18 protein-coding genes are annotated in these 19,900 nt (G+C 60.8%); all 18 read right to left on the reverse strand.

The window, feature by feature from the left end; genetic code table 11:
* Positions 1-430: 430 nt before the first annotated feature.
* Complete coding sequence (gene glmS / locus AC25ND_RS05750; protein ID WP_182324059.1) at positions 431-2,266, reverse strand: glutamine--fructose-6-phosphate transaminase (isomerizing); 1,836 nt, start codon at positions 2,264-2,266, stop codon at positions 431-433.
* Between the two features lie 12 nt (positions 2,267-2,278).
* Entirely contained in the window at positions 2,279-3,046 is a 768-nt protein-coding gene (locus AC25ND_RS05755; RefSeq protein WP_028690016.1) for a DeoR/GlpR family DNA-binding transcription regulator, read from the reverse strand.
* Between the two features lie 197 nt (positions 3,047-3,243).
* Positions 3,244-4,611 carry a bifunctional UDP-N-acetylglucosamine diphosphorylase/glucosamine-1-phosphate N-acetyltransferase GlmU gene (glmU, locus tag AC25ND_RS05760; protein WP_186595129.1) on the reverse strand — a complete coding sequence of 456 codons (1,368 nt, stop codon included), beginning with the start codon at positions 4,609-4,611 and terminating at the stop codon, positions 3,244-3,246.
* Between the two features lie 122 nt (positions 4,612-4,733).
* Positions 4,734-5,153 carry a F0F1 ATP synthase subunit epsilon gene (locus AC25ND_RS05765; RefSeq protein ID WP_028690018.1) on the reverse strand — a complete coding sequence of 140 codons (420 nt, stop codon included), beginning with the start codon at positions 5,151-5,153 and terminating at the stop codon, positions 4,734-4,736.
* A 44-nt stretch (positions 5,154-5,197) separates the two neighbouring features.
* Positions 5,198-6,574, reverse strand: a complete 1,377-nt coding sequence (gene atpD / locus AC25ND_RS05770; RefSeq protein ID WP_028690019.1) for a F0F1 ATP synthase subunit beta — start codon at positions 6,572-6,574, stop codon at positions 5,198-5,200.
* Between the two features lie 27 nt (positions 6,575-6,601).
* Complete coding sequence (gene atpG / locus AC25ND_RS05775; RefSeq protein ID WP_028690020.1) at positions 6,602-7,462, reverse strand: F0F1 ATP synthase subunit gamma; 861 nt, start codon at positions 7,460-7,462, stop codon at positions 6,602-6,604.
* Positions 7,463-7,510: 48 nt separating this feature from the next.
* Positions 7,511-9,055, reverse strand: coding sequence for a F0F1 ATP synthase subunit alpha (atpA, locus tag AC25ND_RS05780; RefSeq protein WP_028690021.1), 1,545 nt, complete (start codon positions 9,053-9,055; stop codon positions 7,511-7,513).
* Between the two features lie 21 nt (positions 9,056-9,076).
* Positions 9,077-9,613, reverse strand: coding sequence for a F0F1 ATP synthase subunit delta (locus AC25ND_RS05785; protein ID WP_023628561.1), 537 nt, complete (start codon positions 9,611-9,613; stop codon positions 9,077-9,079).
* 12 nt (positions 9,614-9,625) lie between these two features.
* The gene (locus AC25ND_RS05790; RefSeq protein WP_023383136.1) at positions 9,626-10,096 is read right to left on the reverse strand and encodes a F0F1 ATP synthase subunit B; all 471 of its coding nucleotides are present in this window, start codon (positions 10,094-10,096) and stop codon (positions 9,626-9,628) included.
* Between the two features lie 57 nt (positions 10,097-10,153).
* A complete protein-coding gene (atpE, locus tag AC25ND_RS05795) occupies positions 10,154-10,411 on the reverse strand; it encodes a F0F1 ATP synthase subunit C (protein ID WP_003097235.1) in 258 nt (85 codons plus the stop codon).
* 144 nt (positions 10,412-10,555) lie between these two features.
* Positions 10,556-11,425, reverse strand: coding sequence for a F0F1 ATP synthase subunit A (gene atpB / locus AC25ND_RS05800; protein WP_028690022.1), 870 nt, complete (start codon positions 11,423-11,425; stop codon positions 10,556-10,558).
* Between the two features lie 16 nt (positions 11,426-11,441).
* Positions 11,442-11,849 carry a F0F1 ATP synthase subunit I gene (locus tag AC25ND_RS05805; protein ID WP_008092225.1) on the reverse strand — a complete coding sequence of 136 codons (408 nt, stop codon included), beginning with the start codon at positions 11,847-11,849 and terminating at the stop codon, positions 11,442-11,444.
* A 149-nt stretch (positions 11,850-11,998) separates the two neighbouring features.
* A complete protein-coding gene (locus AC25ND_RS05810) occupies positions 11,999-12,871 on the reverse strand; it encodes a ParB/RepB/Spo0J family partition protein (RefSeq protein WP_028690023.1) in 873 nt (290 codons plus the stop codon).
* Positions 12,872-12,880: 9 nt separating this feature from the next.
* Positions 12,881-13,672: a ParA family protein gene (locus AC25ND_RS05815; RefSeq protein WP_028690024.1), complete on the reverse strand. Its 792-nt coding sequence runs from the start codon at positions 13,670-13,672 to the stop codon at positions 12,881-12,883.
* Positions 13,673-13,690: 18 nt separating this feature from the next.
* Complete coding sequence (rsmG, locus tag AC25ND_RS05820) at positions 13,691-14,341, reverse strand: 16S rRNA (guanine(527)-N(7))-methyltransferase RsmG (RefSeq protein ID WP_062360051.1); 651 nt, start codon at positions 14,339-14,341, stop codon at positions 13,691-13,693.
* The gene (gene mnmG / locus AC25ND_RS05825) at positions 14,338-16,230 is read right to left on the reverse strand and encodes a tRNA uridine-5-carboxymethylaminomethyl(34) synthesis enzyme MnmG (RefSeq protein ID WP_062360049.1); all 1,893 of its coding nucleotides are present in this window, start codon (positions 16,228-16,230) and stop codon (positions 14,338-14,340) included. Before mnmG ends, rsmG begins: the two co-directional genes overlap by 4 nt.
* A 528-nt stretch (positions 16,231-16,758) precedes the next feature.
* Positions 16,759-18,129, reverse strand: coding sequence for a tRNA uridine-5-carboxymethylaminomethyl(34) synthesis GTPase MnmE (gene mnmE, locus AC25ND_RS05830; protein ID WP_028690027.1), 1,371 nt, complete (start codon positions 18,127-18,129; stop codon positions 16,759-16,761).
* A gap of 87 nt (positions 18,130-18,216) precedes the next feature.
* Positions 18,217-19,899: a membrane protein insertase YidC gene (yidC, locus tag AC25ND_RS05835; RefSeq protein WP_062360047.1), complete on the reverse strand. Its 1,683-nt coding sequence runs from the start codon at positions 19,897-19,899 to the stop codon at positions 18,217-18,219.
* Position 19,900: the final 1 nt, after the last annotated feature.

The raw sequence follows: 19,900 nt of genomic DNA on the forward strand, positions 1-19,900 counted from the left end.
GCAATGCCAAGACCATCAAATCGCCATCACTCAGATAAAAATGATAGCCCTTGAAAAATCAATTTACTTCAGCAGCTTATAGATTTCACTGAGTCTGCGCTGGGCAAGTAAGCAGTACGCGAAGGGTGACACAAGGCGCACGGTTGCCATCGTTTGAGGGGTCGTTTTCTTCTCACGTACTGTCGCCACCGCAACGGCGACACGAAGTTCAACCATTCGAACGAGTGCCATCTATGTGCTCGATTCTGTCAGAAACGCCATCTATTTAATGCAACAGGCAATAGTGAATATCGACGTTTTAACAGCGCATGAATGCGCTCGGAAGGAGGGAAGGCCTGGCATTAACGCTCACCAGGCCTTTGAATCAACAGCTCAACTATAAATAGTGCAACGCAAGCTATATTGCGTCAGGTCAAGCCCGGCACAAGCGTCATTCCACAGTGACGGATTTGGCGAGGTTACGTGGTTGATCGACATCAGTGCCCTTGAGTACCGCCACGTAGTAAGACAATAGCTGCAGCGGGACCGTGTAGAGAATCGGCGCCAGCGCATCGTTGATGTGCGGTACGTTGATCACATGGGTACCCTCGCCGTTGCTCATGCCGGCCTGCTCGTCGGCGAACACCACCAGCTCGCCGCCACGGGCGCGGACTTCCTGCAGGTTCGACTTGAGCTTCTCCAGCAGTTCATTGTTTGGCGCCACGGTCACCACCGGCATGTCGTTGTCCACCAGCGCCAGCGGGCCATGCTTGAGCTCGCCGGCCGGGTAGGCTTCGGCGTGGATGTAGGAGATCTCCTTGAGCTTGAGCGCACCTTCCATCGCCACCGGGTACTGGGCGCCGCGGCCAAGGAACAGGGTGTGGTGCTTGTCGGCGAACAGCTCGGCGATCTTCTCGACCACGCCATCCATCGCCAGCGCTTCGCTCAGGCGGGCCGGCAGGCGGCGCAGCTCGTCCACCAGCTCGGCTTCGACACCGGCTTCGAGGGTGCCGCGCACATGGCCGAGGGCCAGGGTCAGCAGCATCAGCGACACCAGCTGGGTGGTGAAGGCCTTGGTCGAGGCGACGCCGATCTCCGGCCCGGCCAGGGTCAGCAGGGTCAGGTCGGATTCGCGCACCAGCGAGCTGATGCCCTTGTTGCAGATCGCCAGGCTGCCGAGGAAGCCCAGCTCCTTGGCATTGCGCAGGGCCGCCAGGGTGTCGGCGGTTTCACCGGACTGCGAGATGGAGACGAACAGGGTGTCCGGCTGCACCACCACCTTGCGGTAGCGGAACTCGCTGGCCACTTCCACCTGGCAAGGGATGCCGGCCAGGCTTTCCAGCCAGTAGCGGGCGACCATGCCGGCGTGGTAGCTGGTGCCACAGGCAACGATCTGCACGTTGCGCACCTTGGCGAACAGCTCGGCGGCCTGTGGGCCGAAGGCCTGGACCATCACATGGTCCTTGCCCAGGCGCCCTTCCAGGGTGCGCTGCACCACGGTGGGCTGCTCGTGGATTTCCTTGAGCATGAAGTGGCGGTAGTTGCCCTTCTCGGCGGCTTCGGCGCCTTCGTGGTACTGCACCGTCTCACGCTGGACCGGATGACCGGCCTGATCCCAGATCTGCACCTGGTCACGGCGGATCTCGGCGATATCGCCTTCTTCCAGGTACATGAAGCGGTCGGTGACCTGGCGCAGGGCCAATTGGTCGGAGGCCAGGAAGTTTTCACCGAGGCCAAGGCCGATCACCAGCGGGCTGCCGCTGCGGGCGGCGACCAGGCGGTCCGGCTGGCTGGCGCTGATCACCGCCAGGCCATAAGCCCCGTGCAGGCGCTTGACCGCGGCCTTGAGCGCGTCGGTCAGGTCGGGAATGTCCTTGAGCAGGTGGTGGATCAGGTGGACGATGACTTCGGTGTCGGTCTGCGAGACAAAGGCATAGCCCAGGCCCCTGAGCTCTTCACGCAGCTCTTCGTGATTCTCGATGATGCCGTTGTGCACCACCGCCACGTCGTGCCCGGAGAAATGCGGGTGGGCATTGTTTTCGGTCGGCGCGCCATGGGTTGCCCAGCGAGTGTGGGCGATGCCCAGCTGGCCGGCCAGCGGGTCGGCGGTCACGGCGCCTTCGAGTTCGCTGACCTTGCCGATGCGACGGCGACGCTCCAGCGCGCCTTGCTGGTTTAGCACGGCCAGGCCGGCGCTGTCATAACCACGGTATTCCAGGCGCTTGAGGCCTTCGATGAGGATGGCAGTGATATTGCGCTCGGCAACGGCACCAACGATTCCACACATAAGATGTTGCTCCTAGCTGATAGCGGCGCAGATAAGGGTGATGCCGCGGGCTTGAATCCGGTCGCGTGCCTCGGCGGGCAGGCGATCATCAGTAATCAGGGTATTGACGCTGCCCCAGGGCAGCTCGAGGTTGGGGATCTTGCGACCGACCTTGTCCGACTCGACCATGACGATCACCTCGCGCGCCACCTCGGCCATGACCCGGCTCAAGCCCAACAGCTCGTTGAAGGTGGTGGTGCCACGCTCCAGGTCGATGCCGTCGGCACCGATGAACAGCTGATCGAAGTCGTATGAGCGTAGTACTTGCTCGGCCACCTGGCCCTGGAAGGACTCCGAATGTGGGTCCCAGGTACCACCGGTCATCAGCAATACAGGCTCATGCTCCTGCTCGCTGATGGCGCGGGCCACGTTGAGCGAGTTGGTCATCACCACCAGACCCGGCTGGCGCCCGAGCTGGGGGATCATCGCCGCCGTGGTGCTGCCGCTATCGATGATGATGCGCGCATGCTCGCGGATGCGTCCGACCGCCGCCCGGGCGATGGCCTGCTTGTACAAGGACACCGGCTGGACTGTGTCGCCCAGCAGTTCCTGGGGCATGGTCACAGCGCCACCGTACCGGCGCAGCAGCAAGCCGTTGGCCTCCAGAGCGGCGAGGTCCTTACGGATGGTGACTTCGGAAGTTTCGAAACGCTTGGCCAGGGCGTCGACGCTCACCTCGCCCTGCTCGTTGAGCAGGGCCAGGATGTTGTGGCGGCGCTGGGGAGTGTTTCGTTTCGACATGTCAGTTTAAGTTTCGATTCGAAAGATAGTGTTGCAATCAAAACCTAAGATGAGGGATTCGTCAAGTTGCCGCTGTGCTGTGGATAGTTTTTCCCTGCCCTGACGCGGTCCCTGTAGGAGCGGCCTCTATACGACACCCAATAAAAAGCCGGCTTATTCACATAAGCCGGCTTTCGATTGAAAGTGCTGTGGATAACTCAGCTCTTCTTGAGCTTCTCCGGCCGCTTCCAACCTTCGATGTTGCGCTGGCGCGCACGGGCAACGCCCAACTGCCCGGCTTCGACTGTCTGGGTGATGGTCGAGCCCGCGGCGGTAGTGGCTCCCGCCTGGATTTCCACAGGTGCCACCAGCGAGTTGTTGGAACCGATGAACACATCCTCGCCCATCACGGTGCGGAACTTGTTCGCGCCATCGTAGTTGCAGGTGATGGTGCCGGCACCGATGTTAGTGCGGGCACCGATCTCGGCATCGCCCAGGTAGGTCAGGTGACCGGCCTTGGCGCCCTCGCCCAGGTGCGCGTTCTTCAGCTCGACAAAGTTACCCACATGGGCGCGGGCTTCCAGCACGCTGCCCGGACGCAGACGGGCGAACGGACCAGCATCGCTGCCCTCGCCCAGCACCGCGCCTTCAAGGTGGCTGTTGGCCTTGACCACCACGCCCTTGCGCAGGGTGCTGTCCTTGATCACGCAGTTGGGGCCGATCTGTACGTCATCCTCGATCACCACCTTGCCTTCGAGAATGACGTTAATGTCGATCAGCACATCGCGGCCAACCGTCACCTCACCACGCACATCGAAGCGCGCCGGATCGCGCAGCGTGACGCCCTGGGCCATCAAACGGCGGCCTTCACGCAGTTGATAGTGACGCTCAAGCTCCGCCAGTTGGCGGCGGTCGTTGGCGCCCTGCACTTCCATCGGATCTTGGGGCTGCTCGGTGGCGACCACCAGGCCATCGGCCACGGCCATGGCGATCACATCGGTAAGGTAGTACTCGCCCTGAGCGTTGTTATTGGACAACCGTCCCATCCAGTCTGCCAGCCGTGCGGCAGGCATGGCGAGGATGCCGGTGTTGCCTTCCTTGATCGCCTTCTGCGCTTCGCTGGCATCCTTGTGCTCGACGATCGCGGTCACGTTGCCCGCTGCGTCACGCACGATGCGCCCGTAACCGGTCGGATCCTGCAAGGTGACGGTGAGCAGCCCCAGCTGCTGCTCACTGACCTTGGCCAGCAGGCGCTGCAGGGTTTCCACCTCGATCAACGGCACATCCCCGTAGAGCACCAGCACGATTTCGGCGGTGATCGCCGGCAACGCCTGGGCCACGGCATGGCCGGTACCCAGTTGCTTGTCCTGCATGACGAAGTTCAGATCGTCGGCGGCCAGGCGCTCACGAACCAGCTCGGCGCCATGGCCGATAACCACGTGAATACCTTTGGGCTGCAACTGGCGTGCGCTGTGGATAACGTGCCCGAGCATGGAGTTGCCGGCGACCGGGTGCAGGACCTTCGGCAGCGCGGAGCGCATGCGGGTGCCTTGGCCTGCGGCGAGAATGACGATATCGAGGGACATTGACTGGCTACCAATCCTGGGTGGTCAGGGACGTGACCGAAGGGGAATTTCAGAAAAAGAAAAAGGGTAGCCGAGGCTACCCTTTAACTCAATCGCAACAGCGGTAAGCGGCCAAGGCCGGTTTACTTGCCTTTGCGCAATTGCTGGACAGTACGCAGCTGAGCTGCAGCCTCGGCCAGACGTGCGGCAGCAGCGCCGTAGTCGAAGTCCGAGCCTTTAGTGTTCAGCGCGTTCTCGGCAGCCTTGAGGGCTTCCTGAGCCTGAGCTTCGTCCAGGTCGGCAGCGCGCTGCACGGTGTCGGCAAGAACCTTGACCATGTTCGGCTGCACTTCGAGGAAGCCACCGGAGATGTAGTACACCTCTTGAGTGCCACCCTGCTTGGTCAGCGTGATCGGACCAGGCTTGAGATTGGTGATCAGCGGCGCGTGGCCTGGAGCGATACCCAGATCGCCCAGGTTGCCGTGCGCTACTACCATCTCGACCAGGCCGGAGAAGATCTCTCCTTCCGCGCTGACGATATCGCAATGGACTGTCATAGCCATCTGCTTGCCTCAACCTGATTAGCGCCCCTTGCGGGGCGCCGGGATTACAGTTTCTTGGCTTTCTCGATCGCTTCGTCGATGCTGCCGACCATGTAGAACGCTTGTTCTGGCAGGTGGTCGTAGTCACCTTTGAGGATGCCGCTGAAGCCAGCGATGGTGTCCTTGAGCGAAACGTACTTGCCTGGCGAGCCGGTGAAGACTTCGGCCACGAAGAACGGCTGCGACAGGAAGCGCTGGATCTTACGAGCGCGGGCAACCAGTTGCTTGTCGGCTTCAGACAGTTCGTCCATACCCAGGATCGCGATGATGTCCTTCAGCTCTTTGTAGCGCTGCAGAACATACTGAACGCCACGAGCGGTCTCGTAGTGCTCGGTGCCGATCACGTTCGGGTCCAGCTGGCGCGAAGTCGAGTCCAGTGGGTCGACCGCTGGGTAGATACCCAGGGAAGCGATGTCACGGGACAGAACGACGGTGGCGTCCAAGTGGGCGAAGGTGGTCGCTGGCGACGGGTCGGTCAGGTCGTCCGCAGGTACGTATACGGCCTGTACGGAGGTGATCGAACCTTCTTTGGTCGAAGTGATACGCTCTTGCAGAACGCCCATCTCTTCGGCCAGGGTCGGCTGGTAGCCTACTGCCGAAGGCATACGGCCCAGCAGTGCGGATACTTCGGTACCGGCCAGGGTGTAACGATAGATGTTGTCGACGAACAGCAGAACGTCGTTACCTTCGTCACGGAACTTCTCGGCCATGGTCAGGCCGGTCAGCGCTACGCGCAGACGGTTTCCTGGTGGCTCGTTCATCTGACCGTAGACCAGCGCTACCTTGTCGAGAACGTTGGAGTCCTTCATCTCGTGGTAGAAGTCGTTACCCTCACGAGTACGCTCACCCACACCAGCGAACACGGAGTAACCGCTGTGTTCCATGGCGATGTTACGGATCAGTTCCATCATGTTCACGGTCTTGCCGACGCCGGCACCACCGAACAGACCAACCTTACCACCCTTGGCGAACGGGCAGACCAGGTCGATAACCTTGATACCGGTTTCCAGCAGGTCGTTGCCGCCCGCCTGGTCGGAGAACGAAGGCGCTGGCTGGTGAATACCGCGACGCTCTTCTTCGCCGATTGGGCCGGCTTCGTCGATCGGGTTGCCCAGGACGTCCATGATACGGCCCAGGGTTGCCTTGCCGACAGGTACCGAGATGGCTGCCTTGGTGTCGACGACATCCAGACCGCGCTTCAGACCTTCGGTCGAGCCCATCGCAATGGTACGAACCACGCCGTCGCCCAGCTGCTGCTGAACTTCCAGGGTGGTTTCCGCGCCTTGTACTTTCAGCGCGTTGTAAACACTCGGCACGGCATCACGTGGGAATTCCACGTCGATGACGGCGCCGATGATTTGAACGATACGTCCGCTACTCATAGCTGGATCCTCTGAATTTTTGAACCGTTAAACCGCGGCAGCGCCGCCGACGATTTCCGAGATCTCCTGGGTGATCGCAGCCTGACGCGCCTTGTTGTAGATCAACTGAAGCTCTTTGATCAAATCACCGGCGTTGTCTGTGGCGTTCTTCATGGCGATCATCCGGGCCGCTTGTTCAGCAGCGTTGTTCTCGACCACCGCCTGGTAGACCTGCGACTCCACGTAACGCACCATCAAGCCGTCCAGCAGCTCTTTTGCGTCGGGTTCGTACAGGTAGTCCCAGTGGTGCTTGAGTTCCTGATCCGGGGTTGCCACCAACGGTACCAATTGCTCGACCGTCGGTTTTTGGGTCATGGTGTTGATGAACTTGTTCGAAACCACCGAGAGGCGATCGATGCGGCCGTCCAGGTAGGCGTCCAGCATCACCTTGACGGAGCCGATCAGATCATTGATCGATGGCTCTTCGCCCAGGTGGCTGATCGCGGCTACGACGTTGCCGCCAAAGATGCGGAAGAAAGTCGCACCCTTGCTGCCGATCACGCACAGGTCGATTTCAACGCCCTGTTCGCGGTTTTCGTTCATGTCCTTGACCAGGGCCTTGAACAGGTTGGTGTTCAAGCCACCGCACAGACCACGGTCACTGCTCACCACGATATAACCGGCGCGCTTTACAGGGCGCTCGATCATGAACGGGTGGCGATATTCCGGGTTGGCGTTGGCCAGATGACCGATCACCTGGCGGATACGCTCCGCGTAAGGACGGCTAGCAGCCATGCGCATTTGTGCCTTGCGCATTTTGCTGACCGCCACTTTCTCCATGGCGCTGGTAATTTTTTGCGTGCTTTTGATGCTCGCAATCTTACTGCGAATCTCTTTTGCGCCTGCCATGTATCACCTATCAGGTTAGCAAGCGGGGGCCGGAGCCCCCGCTGCGGCTTACCAGGTCTGGGTGGCCTTGAACTTCTCGATACCGGCTTTCATGCCAGCGTCGATTTCGTCGTTGAAGTCACCCTTCACGTTGATCTTCGCCATCAGTTCGGCGTGATCACGGTTGAAGTAGGCGATCAGAGCTTGCTCGAAGCTACCGACCTTGGCGACTTCTACGTCGGTCAGGAAACCACGCTCAGCGGCGTACAGCGACAGGGCCATGTCGGCGATCGACATTGGCGCGTACTGCTTCTGCTTCATCAGCTCGGTAACGCGCTGACCATGCTCCAGCTGCTTGCGGGTAGCCTCGTCCAGGTCCGAAGCGAACTGGGCGAAGGCCGCCAGTTCACGGTACTGGGCCAGGGCGGTACGGATACCACCGGACAGCTTCTTGATGATCTTGGTCTGGGCGGCACCACCAACACGGGATACCGACACACCGGCGTTAACGGCAGGACGGATGCCTGCGTTGAACATGGCCGATTCCAGGAAGATCTGACCGTCGGTGATCGAGATCACGTTGGTCGGAACGAACGCGGAAACGTCGCCAGCCTGGGTTTCGATGATCGGCAGGGCGGTCAGCGAGCCAGTCTTGCCGGTTACGGCACCGTTGGTGAACTTCTCGACGTACTCTTCGGAAACGCGCGATGCACGCTCCAGCAGACGGGAGTGGAGATAGAACACGTCGCCTGGGTACGCTTCACGTCCTGGTGGACGGCGCAGCAGCAGGGAGATCTGACGGTAGGCAACGGCCTGCTTGGACAGGTCATCGTAGACGATCAGCGCGTCTTCACCGCGGTCACGGAAGAACTCGCCCATGGTGCAGCCGGCGTACGGGGCCAGGAACTGCAGTGCGGCGGATTCCGAGGCGCTGGCAACGACCACGATGGTGTTGGCCAGGGCGCCAGCTTCTTCCAGCTTGCGAACGATGTTGGCAACGGTGGAACGCTTCTGGCCGACTGCAACATAAACACAGAAAATACCGGAGTCTTTCTGGTTGATGATGGCGTCGATGGCCATGGCGGTCTTGCCGATCTGACGGTCACCGATGATCAGCTCGCGCTGGCCACGGCCGACAGGGATCATGGCGTCGACGGACTTGTAGCCAGTCTGTACAGGCTGGTCTACCGACTTACGCCAGATCACGCCTGGAGCTACTTTCTCGACCGCGTCGGTCTGGGTGTTGCCCAGAGGACCTTTGCCGTCGATCGGGTTACCCAGTGCGTCGACGACGCGACCCAGCAGTTCCTTACCAACCGGAACTTCCAGGATGCGGCCGGTGCACTTGGCGCTCATGCCTTCGGCGAGGGTGTCATAGGCACCCAGGACCACTGCACCTACGGAGTCTTGCTCCAGGTTCAGGGCCATGCCGAATACGCTGCCCGGGAACTCGATCATTTCGCCGTACATGACGTCGGCCAGACCGTGGATCCGCACGATGCCGTCGGAAACCGAAACGACGGTACCTTCGTTACGGGCTTGGGAGCCAACATCGAGGTTGTCGATGCGGCCCTTGATGATTTCACTAATTTCGGAAGGATTGAGTTGCTGCATTGCTCTGCTGCCCCTTCAAACTCAAGATTTCAAGGCTTCGGCCAGTTTCGCGATCTTCCCGCGAACCGAACCGTCGATTACCAGGTCGCCAGCGCGGATGACGACGCCGCCGATCAGGCTGGCATCCTCCGACGCGTGCAGGCGCACTTCCTGGCCTAACCGTGCACTGAGAACCTTGGCGAGTTTGTCTTGCTGTTCTTGGTTCAACGCAAAAGCACTGGTGACTTCCACGTCCACGGATTTCTCTTGCTCGGCCTTGTACAGGTCGAACAGAGTCGAAATCTCCGGCAGAAGCAGGAGACGTTCGTTTTCCGCGGCAACATGAATGAAATTCTGTGCCTTGGCGTCAAACTTGTCACCGCACACTTCAATGAATGCGGCGGCCTTTTCTGCGCTAGTCAGTTGCGGGGCCTTGAGCAGGCGCTGCATGGTGTCGTCTTGCGACACCGCAGCAGCCAGGCCGAGCATGGCTGACCAATTGGCCAGTTGCTGATGGGCCTGGGCATGCTCGAAGGCAGCCTTAGCGTAAGGTCGGGCCAACGTGGTCAGTTCTGCCATGATCGCCCTCGCTTAAATTTCAGCGGCCAGTTTGTTAACCAGCTCCGCATGCGCGTTTTGATCGATTGTGGCGCCAAGGATCTTTTCAGCACCGCCAACGGCCAGGGCACCCACTTGGGCACGCAGGGCGTCTTTGACGCTGTTCAGTTCCTGTTCGATCTCGGCTTGAGCCTGAGCCTTCACACGGTCAGCTTCGACGCGAGCCTGTTCACGGGCTTCCTCGACAAGCTGAGCAGCGCGTTTCTTGCTTTGCTCAATGATTTCGGCTGCCTGTGCCTTCGCTTCACGCAGTTGCTGACCCGCTTTCTCTTGGGCCAGCTCCAGGTCGCGAGCTGCGCGGTTGGCAGCGTCCAAGCCGTCGGCAATCTTCTTTTGGCGCTCTTGCAGGGCAGTGATGACCGGAGGCCATACGTACTTCATGCAGAAGAGTACAAAAATCAGAAAAGCAACGGATTGGCCAATCAGGGTTGCATTAATGTTCACGCCAACACCTCGCTCGGTCTTTGTCCATCACACCAATCAACTCGTAGGAACGAGTGATTAGCCGGCGATCTGACCAACGAAGGGGTTCGCGAAGGTGAAGAACAGAGCGATACCAACACCGATCATGGTTACGGCGTCGAGCAGACCGGCAACGATGAACATTTTGACCTGCAGCATCGGAACCATTTCTGGCTGGCGAGCAGCGCCTTCCAGGAACTTGCCGCCCAGCAGGCCGAAACCAATGGCGGTACCCAGAGCACCCAGGCCGATCAGCAGAGCAACAGCGATAGCGGTCAGACCAACTACAGTTTCCATCTTTCCTCCCGACTTTTACGTCGTATTGGTTAGGTTTTTAGTTTGAAGCGGTAAAACAAATCGTTTGGTACAGCATGCCCTTGCGGACTTTTTAAGCCCTCCCCCCAAACGGGCGGGGAAGGCTATCAGACACGCCAGGCGGTCTTAATGGTTATCTTCGTGAGCCATCGACAGGTAGACGATGGTCAGCATCATGAAGATGAAAGCTTGCAGGGTGATGATCAGGATGTGGAACACGGCCCACGCCCACTGCAGCACCACACCCAGGCCGCTGAGCCAGAGGATGCCGGCGCCGAACATCACCGCGATCAGGATGAACACCAGTTCGCCGGCGTACATGTTGCCGAACAGACGCAGGGCCAGCGAGATCGGCTTGGCGATCAGGGTGACGAATTCAAGCAGGAAGTTCACCGGGATCAGCAGGATCTGCACGAAGATATTCTTGCTGCCGAACGGGTGCAGGGTGAGCTCGCCGAGGAAGCCGCCCAGGCCCTTGACCTTGATGCTGTAGAAGATGATCAGGGCGAACACGCAGAAGGCCATGGCCAGGGTCGCGTTCGGGTCGGTGGTCGAAACCGCGCGGAACGGAATGTGCGGATCACCGGAGATCAGGATGGCCAGCTGAGGAATCCAGTCGACCGGTACCAGGTCGATGGCGTTCATCAGGAAGACCCAGACGAAAATGGTCAGCGCCAGCGGAGCAATCACCGGGCTACGGCCGTGGAAGGAATCCTTCACGCTGCCGTTGACGAAGTCCACCAGCACTTCCACGAAGTTCTGCAGACCGCTCGGCTGGCCGGAAGTCGCCTTCTTGGCCGCCATGCGGAAGATGAACAGGAAGATCAGACCCAGCGCAACGGACCAGCCGAGGGTGTCCACGTGGAACGCCCAGAAGCCCATTGCCTTGGCTTCTGCAGCCGAATGGGCGAAGCCCCAGCTGCCGTCTGGTAGTTGACCGTAGGTCAGGTTCTGCAAGTGGTGCTGGATATAGCCCGAAGCGGTTTCTGCTGCCATGGTTGCCTCAAACGCCCTAAGGTCTCGAAAGTCTTTTATTCATCAGCAGGGGCGCGAACCAGCTGACCAAAAGGGTCAGCACGAAGACGCCGAATACTGCCAACGGCGCCAATGGCTTCACTCCTGCGAAGGTCAGTGCAAACAGCACTGCCGTCAAAATCATCTTGCCTGCCTCGCCCGCGTAGAACGACTTGACGATGGCCTGCGCCGCCCGGGCTCCGCTGAAGCGAAAAGCCTTCCAGGCGAAATACACATTGGGCAGCCAGGCAATCAATCCTCCGCAGAGGCCTGAATATCCACTGACCGCCCCTTTCCACTGCCACAACACCAAGGTTGCCAGCAGCAGGACGACAAATTGAGCCAGCAGTACCGGAAAAACCGCCCAGCGATGGAAAGGCAGGCGGTTTGGCGTGCGTATTTCCATCACAACTGCTCCTCGAAAGTCGACCGCCTAGTCAGCAATGACTTGGCATAATTTGTGCCGACAAAATGCGCGCAGAGTATAGGGGTGGATTAACCCCTATTCAACTCTTCGGTAGTGATTTCCGACTGCGCGCTACAACAGGAATTGTTTCAGCGGATGTGAGCAAGCACGCCTTGCAACTCGTCAAGGGAGTTGTAGCGAATAACCAACTGGCCTTTGCCCTTGTTGCCGTGGCGAATTTGTACCGCCGAGCCCAGGCGCTCTGCCAGACGCTGTTCAAGACGGGCGATATCCGGATCAGGTTTGCTGGCCTCGACCGGCTCAGGTTTGCCATTGAGCCACTGGCGCACCAGTGCCTCGGTCTGGCGCACGGTGAGCCCGCGTGCGACAACATGACGCGCCCCTTCTTCCTGACGATCCTCCTCGAGGCCGAGCAAGGCGCGGGCGTGGCCCATCTCCAGGTCGCCGTGGGCGAGCATGGTCTTGATGGCCTCGGGCAGCGAGATCAGGCGCAGCAGGTTGGCCACGGTCACCCGCGACTTGCCGACGGCATCGGCCACCTGCTGCTGGGTCAGCTCGAACTCCTGCTGCAGGCGCTGCAGGGCCAGGGCTTCCTCCAGCGGGTTGAGGTCCTCGCGCTGGATGTTCTCGATCAGCGCCATGGCGATGGCGGCTTCGTCGGGCACTTCGCGGACCATGGCCGGCACGGTGTCCAGGCCGGCCTGCTGGGTGGCGCGCCAGCGGCGCTCACCGGCGATGATCTCGTAGCGGTTGTCGCCGATCGGGCGCACCACGATCGGTTGCATGACGCCGTGGGTGCGGATCGAGTGCGCCAGTTCCTCCAGCGCCTCGGGATCCATGTCGCGGCGCGGCTGGTACTTGCCGCGCTGGATCAGCTCGACCGGCAGCTGTTGCAGTTCATTCTGGTCGATCTTCACTGCCTGCGCTTCGAGCGCGCTGACGGAAGGACCACTGAGCAGTGCATCCAACCCACGTCCGAGACCGCGTTTCTTGATGGCCATGCGGATTCCTTAAGTTGTTTGTGCAGTGCGTGATGGACGGCGCTGACGGCGGACCAGTTCCCCGGCCAGCGCCAGATAGGCGAGCGCGCCGCGGGATTGCTTGTCGTAGGCCAGGGCCGGCATGCCGAAGCTCGGCGCCTCGGCCAGGCGGATGTTGCGTGGAATCACCGTGTCGTACAGCTGATCGCCGAAGTGCTCCTTGAGCTGCGCCGAAACATCGTTGTTCAGGCTTAGGCGCGGATCGTACATGGTCCGCAGCAGGCCTTCGATCTTCAGCTCCGGGTTCAGCCGGGCGGCGATGCGCTTGATGTTATCCACAAGGTCGCTGAGACCTTCCAGCGCGTAGTACTCGCACTGCATGGGGATGATCACGCCATCGGAGGCGACCAGAGCGTTGAGCGTCAGCATCGACAGCGACGGCGGGCAGTCGATGAGGATGTAGTCGTAGTTCTCGCGGATCGGCGCCAGCGCGTTGCGCAGGCGGCTCTCCTTCATCTGCATCTCGAGCAGCACGACTTCCGCGGCGGTGAGGTCGCGGTTGGCCGGCAGCAACTGGAAGTTGCCGTGCTCGGAATAGTGCATGGCCTGGGCCAGGTCGCATTCCCCGATCAGCAGGTCGTACACCGAGTGCTCGAGCTCGTGTTTATCCACACCGCTGCCCATGGTGGCGTTGCCCTGTGGATCGAGGTCGATCAGCAGCACGCGACGCTTGGTCGCGGCCAGCGATGCGGCGAGATTGATGCAGGTGGTGGTCTTGCCCACGCCACCCTTCTGGTTCGCGATTGCGAATACCTTAGCCATTGTTGCGTGTGTTCCCAGTCATGCCTTGCGGCGCAGTATCAGCAGATGGCGCTGGCCCTGGCAACCTGGAACGGTCAGGGCCTGCTCGCTTTCCACTGTGAAGTCTGCGGGCAATGCTACCAGTTCGTCGGCAGGATGCAGCCCCTTCATTGCAAGCCATTGCGTGCGGGCGTCACCCAGGTGGCGGGTCCAGTTGGTGAAATTCTCCATGCTGCTGAAGGCCCGGGAAATGATCCCGCAGAACGGCTGCTCGGGCTGGACCTCTTCCACCCGGCTGTGGATAACCGTGAGGTTGTCCAGTTTCAGTTCCATCTTCACCTGGGTCAGGAAGCGGGTCTTCTTGCCGTTGCTGTCCAGCACCGTTACCTGCTTGTGCGGATGCAGGATGGCCAGCGGAATGCCCGGCATCCCGCCGCCGCTGCCGACATCCAGCCAGCGCTGGGTGTCATTGTGGATAAACGGCATGACGCTCAGGCTGTCGAGCAGGTGGCGCGAGACCATCTCGTCCGGGTCGCGCACGGCGGTCAGGTTGTAGGCCTTGTTCCATTTGATCAACAGGGCCAGGTAGCCCAGCAGCGACTCGTGCTGCTGCGCGCTCAGCTCGACACCGAGCTGGCGCGCACCTGTGGACAACTCTTCGGCGTGTTGCGGGGTGACCAGGGAACTCAAGCGCTTTGCTCCAATTCGCGGCCTGCGCCGCGTTTTTTCAAGTGAATCAGCAACAGGGAAATCGCCGCCGGGGTGACGCCCGGAATGCGCGACGCCTGGCCTAGGGTCTGCGGGCGGGTCTGCCCGAGCTTGCCCTGGATCTCCTTGGACAGGCCGGAAATCGTGGTGTAGTCGATATCCACAGGCAGGCGCGTGTCTTCGCTGGCGCGCAGACGGGCGATCTCTTCCTGTTGGCGGTCGATGTAGCCGGCGTACTTGGTCTTGATCTCGACCTGTTCGGCGACCTGTGGATCGATCACTTCACCGCCGGTCGCCTCGATCAAGCCAGCGTAGTCGACTTCCGGACGGGCGAGCAGGTTGAGCAGGCTGTATTCGTGGGCCAGCGGCGTGCCGAACTTATCCACAATGGCCTGGCCCTGCGGCGTGCCCGGGCGGACCCAGGTGCTCTTCAGGCGTTGTTCCTCGCGCTCGATGCCTTCGCGCTTTGCGCAGAACGCGGCCCAGCGCTGGTCGTCGACCAGGCCCAGCTCGCGGCCTTTCTCGGTCAGGCGCAGGTCTGCGTTGTCTTCGCGCAGGATCAGCCGGTATTCGGCGCGCGAGGTGAACATGCGGTACGGCTCCTGGGTCCCCAGGGTGATCAGGTCGTCGACCAGCACACCGATGTAGGCTTCGTCGCGGCGCGGGCACCAGCTTTCACGGCCCTGGGCACGCAGCGCGGCGTTGGTCCCGGCCAGCAGGCCCTGGGCGCCGGCCTCTTCGTAACCGGTGGTGCCATTGATCTGGCCGGCGAAGAACAGGCCGCCGATGACCTTGGTCTCGAGGCTGTACTTCAGGTCGCGCGGGTCGAAGTAGTCGTACTCGATGGCATAGCCCGGGCGGACGATGTGGGCGTTTTCCATGCCGCGGATCGAGCGAACGATGTCCAGCTGCACGTCGAACGGCAGCGAGGTGGAAATACCGTTGGGATACAGCTCGTGGGTGGTCAGGCCTTCCGGCTCGATGAACACCTGGTGGCTTTCCTTGTCGGCGAAGCGATGGATCTTGTCCTCGATCGACGGGCAGTAGCGCGGGCCGATGCCTTCGATCACGCCGGAGTACATCGGCGAACGGTCGAGGTTCGAGGCGATGATCTCGTGGGTACGGGCATTGGTGTGGGTAATCCAGCAACTGACCTGGCGCGGATGCATGTCGGCATTGCCCATGAACGACATTACCGGGATCGGCGTGTCGCCCGGCTGCTCGGTCATCACCGAGAAGTCCACCGAACGGCCATCGATGCGCGGCGGTGTGCCGGTCTTCAGGCGACCGACGCGCAGCGGCAGTTCACGCATGCGCTGGGCCAGGGCGTTGGCGGGCGGATCACCGGCACGGCCACCGGAGTAGTTCTGCAGACCGATGTGGATAAGTCCGCCGAGGAAGGTGCCGCTGGTCAGGACCACGGAGTCGGCGAAAAAGCGCAGACCCATTTGCGTGACCACGCCCTTGACCTGGTCCTGCTCGACGATCAGGTCATCGCACGACTGCTGGAATATCCACAGGTTCGGCTGGTTTTCCAGGATTTCGCGCACCACCGCCTTGTAGATGGCGCGGTCGGCCTGCGCACGGGTGGCGCGTACGGCCGGCCCCTTGCGGTTGTTCAGGATGCGGAACTGGATGCCGCTCTTGTCGGTGGCCAACGCCATGGCGCCGCCGAGCGCATCGATTTCCTTGACCAGGTGGCTCTTGCCGATGCCGCCGATGGCCGGGTTGCAACTCATGTGACCGAGGGTTTCCACGTTGTGGGTCAGCAGCAGGGTTTTCACACCCATGCGTGCGGACGCAAGCGCAGCCTCGGTACCGGCATGGCCGCCGCCGATGACGATCACTTCAAAACGGGAAGGGAAATCCACCACGCACCTCGTGCCTGTTTTTGCGAATAGAGAAGGTAAGCGGACAAGTATAGGGACTTACCGCCCTTCAAAGAAACCTTCTGAGCAAAAAATGAGCAGGCTGTGGATGAGTGGCAGGTAAAAGAAAACAAAGAGGAAAAATTTAAAAAAGCTTTGTTTTTATGTTTATGTTTAGGCACCTATCCACATGTGGATAAGTTACCTAAGCCCTTTCACTGCGTGGCTTTGCCGGAATCATAACCCTGTGGTGTAGTAGGCTTGGGGGTTCTGGATAACGGCGTGTAACCTGTGGATTAAAGTGTCGATTACCCACAGGCGGGTTTGTCCTCAGAAAAAAAGGCCAGTTATCAACGGAGCTGATGGCGAGTTTTCCACAGAGCTCCTGGGCCTGAAATCTCATCTGTGGATGACGGCTTGGGCGGCGGGCCTACAGATACCGCAGACCAAGCCGGCTCTCTCCCTACCCGAATCACAGGCAAAAAAAAGCCGCTCCAGACAGAAGCGGCCTTGTTATCGAAGGGCTGTGGACTATTTGCCGATGCAGAAGCTCGAGAAAATCCTGCCAAGCAGGTCGTCCGAACTGAACGCCCCGGTGATTTCACCCAACGCTTGCTGTGCCTGGCGCAGATCCTCTGCCAGCAGCTCTCCGGCGCCAGCCAGGGTCAGTTGTGCCCGACCATGCTCCAGGTGCTCGCTGGCCTGACGCAGCGCTTCCAGGTGTCGGCGACGGGCGCTGAAGCTGCTCTCCGCGGTCTGTTCATACCCCATGCAGGCCTTGAGGTGGTCACGCAGCAGATCCAGCCCCATGTCGTCTTCGCGGGCACTCAGGGTAATGGTTACGTGGCCATCGTCACTCTGCTCCATGCCGACATGCTCACCGCTCAAGTCGGCCTTGTTACGGATGAGCGTGACTTTTGCCACATCTGGCCGTTGGTCCAGGAACTCCGGCCACAGCGCAAAGGGGTCACTGGCTTCCGGCGCGGTCGAGTCGACGACCAGCAGCACTCGGTCAGCCTCGCCGATGGCCTTGAGCGCCCTTTCCACCCCGATCTTTTCCACATGGTCATCGGTATCGCGCAGACCGGCGGTGTCGACCACATGCAGCGGCATGCCATCGATGTGGATATGTTCGCGCAGAATATCCCGGGTGGTGCCGGCGATATCGGTGACGATCGCCGCCTCGCGTCCGGCCAGCTGGTTGAGCAGGCTAGATTTGCCGGCGTTCGGCCGGCCGGCGATGACCACCGTCATGCCGTCGCGCAACAGGGCACCCTGCCCGGCTTCACGCTGCACTGTGGACAACTCGTTGCGCACATCATCGAGCATGCGCAGCACATGGCCGTCGGCGAGAAAGTCGATTTCTTCCTCAGGGAAGTCGATCGCCGCCTCGACGTAGATGCGCAAGGCAATCAGCGCCTCGGTCAGCCCATGCACGCGCTTGGAGAAAGCCCCCTGCAACGAGCGCAGGGCATTACGGGCAGCTTGCGTGGAGCTGGCTTCGATCAGGTCAGCGATGGCTTCGGCCTGGGCCAGGTCGAGCTTGTCGTTGAGAAACGCACGTTCGCTGAACTCGCCCGGGCGTGCCAACCGGCAGCCCAACTGCAGGCAGCGCTGCAGCAGCATGTCCATGACCACCGGTCCCCCGTGGCCCTGCAGCTCGAGCACGTCTTCGCCGGTGAACGAGTTCGGCCCGGGGAAGAACAGCGCGATGCCTTCGTCCAGGACCAGGCCATCGGCATCGCGGAACGGGCCATAGTGGGCATGGCGCGGGGTCAGCGTGCGGCCGGTAATGGCCTGCCCGGCCTGGCTGGCCAACGGCCCGGACAAACGGACAATGCCGACCCCGCCGCGGCCTTGGGCGGTGGCGATGGCAGCGATGGTTTCACGCACAGTGTTCATGCTCGAAAGCCTCTACAACGAATTCGTCAGATAGCAAAAACGCCCCACTAGGGGGCGTTTTTATTCACAGGCAAACAGGCTTGCCCGTCAAGCGGCAGCTTTCTTGGTCGCTGCCTCGATGCTGCGGGTGATGTACCACTGCTGTGCAATCGACAGGCAGTTGTTCACAACCCAGTACAGCACCAGACCGGCCGGGAACCACAGGAAGAAGAAGGTGAAGATGATCGGCATCATTTTCATCACCTTGGCCTGCATCGGATCCGGCGGGGTCGGGTTCAGACGCTGCTGGATGAACATGGTAGCGCCCATGATGATCGGCAGGATGAAGAACGGATCCTTGATCGACAGGTCGGTGATCCACAGCATCCACGGAGCCTGGCGCATCTCTACGCTTTCCAGCAGTACCCAGTACAGGGCCAGGAACACCGGCATCTGTACCAGGATCGGCAGGCAGCCGCCCAGCGGGTTGATCTTCTCTTTCTTGTACAGCTCCATCATCGCCTGGGACATCTTCTGGCGATCGTCACCGAAGCGTTCCTTGAGCTGAGCCAGTTTCGGCGCCACGGCACGCATGCGCGCCATCGAGCGGTAGCTGGCGGCCGACAGCGGGAAGAACAGGCCTTTGATCAGCATGGTCAGGACGATGATCGACCAGCCCCAGTTGCCGAGCAGGCTGTGGATATGTTGCAGCAGCCAGAAGATCGGCTGGGCGATGAACCACAGGAAACCGTAGTCGACGGTCAGTTCCAGGCCTGGGGACAGTTCCTTGAGCTTGGACTGGATTTTCGGACCTGCATACAGCATGGCGCTGGTTTCGACCTTGCCGCCGGCAGGGACGTTAAGCGCAGGGCCGGTGTAGCCGATGATGTAGTTGCCCTGGCTGTCCTTGCGGGTCTGAACAGCGTTGTTGTCCGATTTGCTCGGAATCCAGGCGGTCACGAAGTAGTGCTGCAGCCAGGCGACCCAGCCGCCGGTCACATTTTCTTTCAAACTGCCTTTGTCGATGTCTTTCATCGACACTTTCTTGTACGGCTCGGAAGCTGTCCACAGGGCGGCGCCCAGGTAGGTGGCCGTACCGGTCGCGGTGCTCGACGACGGGTCGGAGCTGGCGTCGCGCTTGAGCTGGGCAAACATGTTGCCGCTCCAGGCCTGGCCGCTCTGGTTGTCGATCAGGTAGCTGACGGTCAGGTCGTACTCACCGCGCTTGAAGCTGAAGCGCTTGATGTAGTTGACCCCGTTCTCGCTGAACTTCAGGTCCACGACCATCTGGTCCTGACCGTCGGCAAGCTGGAAGCTCTTCTGCTGCGCGGCGTACAGCGGGCGACCAGTGGCGCGGGCGTCCGGGCCGTTGGTGCCGGTCAGGCCGCTCTGGGCCAGGTACACGCGCTCGCCGCCGTTGTCGAACAGCTGGAACGGAATGTCCGGATGGTCCTGGCGACGTGGGTACTTCGGCAGGTTCAGCTGGACGATGTCACCACCGACCGGGTCGATAGCCAGGTCCAGGACATCGGTCTTGATCCGGATCAGGTCCTTGCTGACCGCGACCGGCGCCAGTTCAGCAGGGCTGGATTCAGCATTGGCGCTCGGCACATCGGCGCTGGCACCGGCGTTGCCGGCCGGCACGGTGTCCGGCAGGGCCGGGGCAGCATTGCTGGCAGCAGCATTCTGAGTCGGCAGGGCAGCCTGGCCATAGTCCTGGTTCCACTTGAGGACCATGACATAGGACACGATTGCCAGGGCGACGATCAGGATCGTGCGTTTAATATCCATG

The sequence above is a fragment of the Pseudomonas sp. P110(2024) genome, assembly GCF_057480795.1.